At 71.5% G+C, this 6,960-nt stretch carries 6 protein-coding genes; 3 read left to right on the forward strand and 3 right to left on the reverse strand.

The features are described 5' to 3' along the window. The coding region (locus BFF77_RS36520) for an AsnC family protein (RefSeq protein ID WP_245703159.1) at window positions 1-217 on the reverse strand (217 nt) is incomplete at its 3' end. Between the two features lie 168 nt (window positions 218-385). On the opposite strand from BFF77_RS36520, the gene hppD reads away from it, so the two are divergent. Then, the gene (gene hppD, locus BFF77_RS03080; RefSeq protein WP_066943529.1) at window positions 386-1,540 is read left to right on the forward strand and encodes a 4-hydroxyphenylpyruvate dioxygenase; all 1,155 of its coding nucleotides are present in this window, start codon (window positions 386-388) and stop codon (window positions 1,538-1,540) included. A gap of 162 nt (window positions 1,541-1,702) precedes the next feature. On the opposite strand, the gene BFF77_RS03085 is transcribed toward hppD, so the two are convergent. Next, window positions 1,703-3,379 (reverse strand): tetratricopeptide repeat protein, encoded by a 1,677-nt coding sequence (locus tag BFF77_RS03085; RefSeq protein ID WP_107422055.1) that lies wholly within the window; start codon window positions 3,377-3,379, stop codon window positions 1,703-1,705. A gap of 98 nt (window positions 3,380-3,477) precedes the next feature. On the opposite strand from BFF77_RS03085, the gene BFF77_RS03090 reads away from it, so the two are divergent. After that, window positions 3,478-4,863: an FAD-binding oxidoreductase gene (locus BFF77_RS03090; RefSeq protein ID WP_066943533.1), complete on the forward strand. Its 1,386-nt coding sequence runs from the start codon at window positions 3,478-3,480 to the stop codon at window positions 4,861-4,863. Between the two features lie 54 nt (window positions 4,864-4,917). On the opposite strand, the gene BFF77_RS03095 is transcribed toward BFF77_RS03090, so the two are convergent. After that, on the reverse strand, window positions 4,918-5,394 hold the full coding sequence (locus BFF77_RS03095; RefSeq protein ID WP_066943537.1) for an SsgA family sporulation/cell division regulator: 477 nt from the start codon (window positions 5,392-5,394) through the stop codon (window positions 4,918-4,920). A 230-nt stretch (window positions 5,395-5,624) separates the two neighbouring features. Here BFF77_RS03095 and BFF77_RS03100 point away from each other — a divergent pair, with 230 nt between their 5' ends. Then, on the forward strand, window positions 5,625-6,947 hold the full coding sequence (locus BFF77_RS03100; protein ID WP_066943535.1) for a phytase: 1,323 nt from the start codon (window positions 5,625-5,627) through the stop codon (window positions 6,945-6,947). Window positions 6,948-6,960 lie beyond the last annotated feature (13 nt).

Raw genomic sequence — 6,960 nt, forward strand, 5'->3', positions numbered from 1 at the left:
CCAGACGCGCCTGCACGGTCCCGCGCGCCACGCCGAGCCGCCGCGAGGCCTCCAGCACCCCGATCCGCGGCTCGCGCGCCAGCAGCACGATGAGCCTGCCGTCGAGCCCGTCGATACCGGCTCCCGTCCCCGCACCCGTACCTCCGCCCGCGCCCCCGCCACCCGTACCTCCGCCCGAGCCACCGCCGCCCGTTCCCCCGCTTGCGCGCATGTCCACCGTCCGCCCCTTCTCGCTTCCCGTCTCGTGTCCCGCACTGTCCGTCGTCCGCCCTGCCCATGGTCATACTGTGCAGATGGCCCTCCCATTCTGGCGATCCGCTGTGCATGGTGCCCAGTGAATACGCGAACTGTTGCGCACCTTGTGGAACGGCGGGACGCTGAGGCCATGGCTGACACCTCGATGAACACCGCCACCGCCCCCGACACCGCGCGTGAGGCCGATCCCTTCCCGGTCAAGGGCATGGACGCCGTCGTCTTCGCCGTCGGCAACGCCAAGCAGGCCGCGCACTACTACTCCACGGCCTTCGGCATGAAGCTCGTCGCCTACTCCGGACCGGAGAACGGCAGCCGGGAGACCGCGAGTTACGTCCTGACGAACGGCTCGGCCCGCTTCGTGTTCACCTCGGTCGTCAAGCAGTCCACCGAGTGGGGCCGCTTCCTCGCCGGGCATGTCGCCGAGCACGGCGACGGTGTCGTGGACCTCGCCATCGAGGTGCCGGACGCGCGCGCCGCGTACGCCTATGCCACCGAGCACGGCGCCCGGGGGATCCAGGAGCCGTACGAGATCAAGGACGAGCACGGCACGGTCGTCCTCGCCGCCATCGCCACCTACGGCGAGACCCGCCACACCCTGGTGGAGCGCTCCGGCTACGACGGTCCGTACCTGCCGGGCTTCCGTGCCGCCGAGCCCGTGGTCGAGCCCGCCGCCAAGCGCACCTTCCAGGCCGTCGACCACTGCGTGGGCAATGTCGAACTCGGCCGGATGAACGAGTGGGTCGGCTTCTACAACAAGGTCATGGGCTTCACGAACATGAAGGAGTTCGTGGGCGACGACATCGCCACCGAGTACTCCGCGCTGATGTCGAAGGTCGTCGCCGACGGCACGCTCAAGGTGAAGTTCCCGATCAACGAGCCCGCGATCGCCAAGAAGAAGTCGCAGATCGACGAGTATCTGGAGTTCTACGGCGGGGCCGGCGTCCAGCACATCGCGCTCGCCACGAACGACATCGTCGCCTCCGTCAGGGCCATGCGGGCGGCGGGTGTGCAGTTCCTCGACACGCCCGACTCGTACTACGACACGCTCGGGGAGTGGGCGGGCGAGACCCGGGTACCGGTCGAGACGCTGCGCGAGCTGAAGATCCTGGTCGACCGGGACGAGGACGGCTATCTGCTCCAGATGTTCACCAAGCCGGTCCAGGACCGGCCGACCGTCTTCTTCGAGATGATCGAGCGGCACGGCTCGATGGGCTTCGGCAAGGGCAACTTCAAGGCGCTCTTCGAGGCGATCGAGCGCGAGCAGGAGAAGCGCGGCAACCTCTGATCCGGGGCGCGGCCGGGCACGCCGGTCGTGGCCGTGACCGCCCTCGTGGCCGGTACGCGCCGTCGCGCTGCCGGCACGCGCCTCGACCGACGCGACGCGGCCCCACGGAGGAGCCCGAACCCGGACTCCTCCGTGGGGCCGCCGCCCACCCGCCCCGGCCGCTCAGACCGTGCCCGCGACGGGCGGTGCCTGGAACGGCGCGGGCGCAGCCGGCTCCTGCACGTCCGGCGTCCGCACGCTCGGAGCCTGTGTGTCCGGCCCCAGTGTGTCCTGTCCCTGTGTGGCCGGAACCTGTGTGTCCTGCCCCCGCGTGTCCGGCGCCGGCATGTCCTGCCTCCGCACGCCCTGCTCCGGCACGCCCGGCTGTCCCTGCATGTTCCTCGGCACACTCCTCGGCGCGCCGCCCGACACGTTCTCCAGCATGTCCAGCGCCTCCCGGGCCTTCGGCACGAGCAGCGGTGAGAAGTACGGATTGATCCGCAGCGCCTCCCCGATATGGCGGCGGGCCGGACCGTGCATCCCCAGCGCGCGCTCGATCTCGCCCAGGTGGTAGGAGAACAGCGCGCTCCGCAGCCCCGGTCCCGTCGCCTTCCGCGCGTACGCCAGGGCCTCGTCGTTCCGGCCCGCCCGGTGCAGCGCCCAGGCCAGCGCGTCCGCGACGAACATGTTCCGGTGCGAACGCGTCCACTCCGCCGTCAGCCGCACCACGGCCCCCTGCGGATCCCCGTGGTCGGTCTCGAAGCGGGCGAGGACCAGTTCCTCGTTCACCCCGTGGGCCCGCGCCTTCTCCACCCGCTCCCGCAGCCACTCGTACTGCGTCTGCGCGTCCCCGGTCAGCCCCTCCGAGTCGTACAGCTCGCCCAGCTCCAGGGCGTATTCGGGCAGCGGCAGCTTGCCGAGCGCGGTGTCGTAGACCTGGTACGCCTCGTCCGTCCTGCCCAGCGCGGCCAGCGCCCTCGCCCGCCCGGCCAGGGAGGCGGGATGGCCGTGCGCCGCCGCGAGCGCCGCGTCGTAGTGGCCCAGCGCCTCGGTCGGCTTGCCGTGGTCCCAGGCGAGCCGGCCCAGCGTGTGCAGCGCCTCCGCCTTCTCCTCCGCCGTGACGGCCCGCTCCGCTGCCTCGGCCGCCCTCGCCGCCGCGTCCGCGTCCCGGCCGCTCTCGTGGTAGAGGGCCGCGGCGCGCTCCAGCACCGTCGTCCCGGAGCGCAGTGCCTTCAGCCGGTCCAGTGCCTCGCCCGCCGCCCTGTACTCACCCAGACCGCTGTACGCGTCGATCAGCACCGGATACGGAGTCCAGTCGTCGGGCCGCTGCTTGCGTACCGTCTCGCCCCACTTCCTGGCGGTGGCGAAGTCGTGCCGTGCGTTGGCGAGCCGGGCCAGGCCCACCAGGGCCGCCGGATTGCCGTACTCGGCGGGCTCGCCCGCCTTGCCGTCCTCACCGGGCCTTCCGGGCCGGGCCGCGACGGCCCGCTCGTCCGCGTCGGCCACCGTGGAGAGCGAACGCTGAAGTGCCTGGTCGGCCTTGGGGTAGTACGCCGAATTCCCCTGCCGCGCACCGCGTTCCACATACGCCGCGCCGAGCACCGCCCAGGCCTCGCCGTCCTTGGGATGGGTGCGCAGCCAGGCCTCCCGGTCGCGGATGAGCGCGGTCAGGTCCGGGATCGAGGCCGGTGCCCCGGCGCCCGCCGCGGCCATCGCCCGCGCCTCGGGGCTCAGCACCGGCGGGCGCTCGTGGTCGGCGGGTACGAACAGCAGGACGCCCCCGACCAGCGCCGCGCCCACCCCTGCCGCCAGCGCCGCCCTTCTGACCTGTCTGACCTGCTCCGTTTTCATGGGGTTCATGGTGATTACTGTGCGTCCATATGAAGAGCACACCCGCGCTTCCCGTTGTGGATCGCAGACGGGTTCACACCGATGGCCCCGGATGCGAGTCTGGGATCATGGATGATCTGGATTCCCAGGACGACCTCGTCGTACGGCTCCGGTCCGTGCTCCCCGCCGAAGCCCTGATCACCGACCCGGACATCACGGCCTCCTACGCCAACGACATGGCGAGCTTCTGCGAGGCGGGCACCCCGGCGGTGGTCGTGCTGCCGCGCACGGTGGAGCAGGTCCAGCACGTCATGCGCACCGCGACCGCGCTGCGTGTCCCCGTCGTACCGCAGGGCGCCCGTACGGGGCTGTCGGGCGCCGCCAACGCCTCGGACGGGTGCATCGTCCTCTCCCTGACCAAGATGGACCGGATCCTGGAGATCAGTCCGGTCGACCGGATCGCCGTCGTCGAGCCGGGCGTCGTCAACGCCACCCTCTCCCGCGCGGTCGGCGAACAGGGCCTCTACTATCCGCCGGACCCGTCGAGCTGGGAGATGTGCACCATCGGCGGGAACATCGGTACGGCCTCCGGCGGGCTGTGCTGCGTCAAGTACGGCGTCACCGCGGAGTACGTCCTCGGCCTCGATGTCGTCCTCGCCGACGGCCGGCTGCTCACCACCGGCCGCCGTACCGCCAAGGGCGTCGCCGGATACGACCTGACGCGGCTGTTCGTCGGCTCGGAGGGCAGCCTCGGCATCGTCGTCAAGGCCGTCCTCGCGCTCAGGCCCAAGCCGCCCCAGCAGCTCGTGCTGGCCGCGGAGTTCGCCTCCACCGCCGCCGCGTGCGACGCGGTCTGCCGGATCATGGAGCGCGGACACACCCCGTCCCTGCTCGAACTGATGGACCGTACGACCGTCCATGCCGTCAACGCGCTGACCAACATGGGCCTCCCCGACACCACCGAGGCCCTCCTCCTGGCGGCTTTCGACACACCGGACCCCGCCGCCGATCTGGCCGCCGTCGGTGAGCTGTGCACCGCCGCCGGCGCCACCGAGGTCGTCCCCGCCGAGGACGCGGCCGAGTCGGAGATGCTGCTCCAGGCCCGGCGGCTCTCGCTCACCGCGCTGGAGACCGTCAAGTCGGCGACGATGATCGACGATGTGTGCGTACCGCGCACCCGGCTCGCCGCGATGCTCGACGGCACGGCGGCCATCGCGGAGAAGTACGGCCTGACCATCGGCGTCTGCGCCCACGCGGGCGACGGCAACACCCATCCGGTCGTCTGCTTCGACCAGACCGATCCGGACGAGTCCCGGCGCGCCCGCGAGTCCTTCGACGAGATCATGGCGCTCGGTCTGGAACTGGGCGGCACGATCACCGGCGAACACGGCGTGGGCGTACTGAAGAAGGAGTGGCTCTCGCGCGAACTGGGCCCGGTGGGAATGGAGTTGCAGCGCGGCATCAAGCGCACGTTCGACCCGCTCGGCCTGCTCAACCCCGGCAAGCTCTTCTGAGCACTCCCCGCCCGCCCGTGCCGGTCCGGCCGCCGGTTCTCCGGTGCCCACCGGTCAGCCCTCACCGTCCGCCGTTCCGTCGGACGGCCAGGGATCCCGGAGCCAGAGATCGTCGGCCGCGGTGGCGGCGAGCAGCTCGGTGAGACCGTCGTCGATACCGAGCCGCCCGCTCTCCGTCCCCGGCGGCACGATCCGCAGCGTCCGCTCCACCCACGCGGACACGGCCGCCGAGGGCGCCTCCAGCAGGGCGTCGCCGTCGGGCGAGGAGAGGGCGACACAGAGAACGCCCCGCCCGGCGACCTTCGTCGGCCAGATCCGCACATCGCCGTGCCCGCACGGCCTGAACACGCCCTCCACCAGCAGCTCACGGGCGAAGGTCCATTCGACGGGCGTCTCGGAGCCGATGTGAAAGGTGATGTGCACGGCGTACGGATCGTCCGTACGGTACGTCAGCCGGGCCGGTACGGGGATGCCGCGCTCGGGCGACAGCACCAGGCGCAACTCCAGATCGCGTTCCACGACGGTGTTCATGAGCGGCACTTCCTCTCCTGACGGACGGCCCCGCGACGGGCCCGTTCCAGGAGAGAGGCGCCACCTCGCCCGCTATGACGCGACTTCCGGCGACGAATTCGGAGACCTTCGCGTGAGAGCTGTTCACGCGAGGTGCCGTTGGCGGCTATCGCAGGCCCATCGCCGGGTCATGGGCGCTCCGCACCCTGCAGAGGTTCCTTTGTACGCAGATCTCCACAGGAAGGTTTCGCATGCGGAGCACAGACAGCAGATTCTCCAGGCGCCACACGCTCGCGGCGGTGGCGACGGCCGCCGTCGCGCTGACCGCGCTCGTGGTCGTCCCCGCGCAGGCGGGCCCGTCGACCGCCGAGGTGACGGCGAAGGCCGAGACGCCCGCCCTCTTCGACGACGCGGCGGGCGGCGATGCCAGCGCCGACGATCCCGCCGTCTGGCGCGATCCCGCGAACCCGGCGCGCAGTCTGGTGCTCGGCACCGCCAAGGTCGGCGGACTGCGGGTGTACGACCTCGCGGCGCGCCAGGTGCAGTCGATCCCGGCGCCGGCGGCCCCGGGCCCCGACGACATGCCCGGCCGGCTGAACAACGTGGACGTCGTCGACGGCACCGATCTGGCCATCGCCACCGACCGCGGCCGGGACAAGCTCGTCATCTACCGCGTCGACCCGGACCACCGCCCGGGCCCCGTCACCGACATCACGGCCGCCGGCGCCTCGCCGTACATCTTCTCCGCGGACCAGGACGAGGTGAACGAACAGGCCACCGCGTACGGTCTGGCCTCCTGGAAGGACCGGAGGACGGGCCGTGTCTACGCCGTCGTCACCCAGGAACTCACCAACCGGGTCGCGCTGCTGGAGCTGACGGAGCCGGTGCGCGGGAAGATCGGCTACCGCAAGATCAGGACCGTCGGCTTCCCGACCACCTTCACCCTGCCCAACGGAAAGACCTGGACGCCCTGCGAGGAGCCGGGCGAGCAGGCGTATCTGGAGGGCCTGCGCGTCGACGCGGCCAACGGCGTGCTGTACGCGGGCCAGGAGGATGTCGGCTTCTGGCGGATCAACGCCGATCTCACCGGCAGGCCGACGCTGGTCGACAGGGTCAAGGACTACGGCGTGCCGTACACCCGGGATCCCGCGACGGGCGAGTGCGTCGCGGGCGAGGACCCGGGCTTCGGCGGGCGCCGTCTCGTCGCGGACGTCGAAGGCATCACGCTGCTGGAGCGGCCCGGTGGCGGCGGCTATGTGGTGGTCTCCAGCCAGGGTGACAGCACCTTCGCCATGTACGACCGTGACCCGGCGAAGGGCAACGCGTTCAGGGCCGGTTTCCGGGTCGGCGCGGGCCACGGGCCCGGCGCGGTCGACGGCGCCGACGGCACCGACAGTCTCGACATCGTCAACAAGCCGTTCGGCGCGCGGTATCCGCAGGGACTCGCCGTCTTCCAGGACGGGACGGACACTCCCGAGGTGACCGGTCCCGACGGCGAGGCGCGCGAGGGCTCCAACTACAAGTACGTCGATCTGCGGGACCTGGCCAGGGCCACCGGTCTGCGCCTGCGCTGACCCGGCGCGGGTC

It is taken from the genome of Streptomyces lushanensis, assembly GCF_001700515.1.
Taxonomy (GTDB): Bacteria; Actinomycetota; Actinomycetes; order Streptomycetales; family Streptomycetaceae; genus Streptomyces; species Streptomyces lushanensis.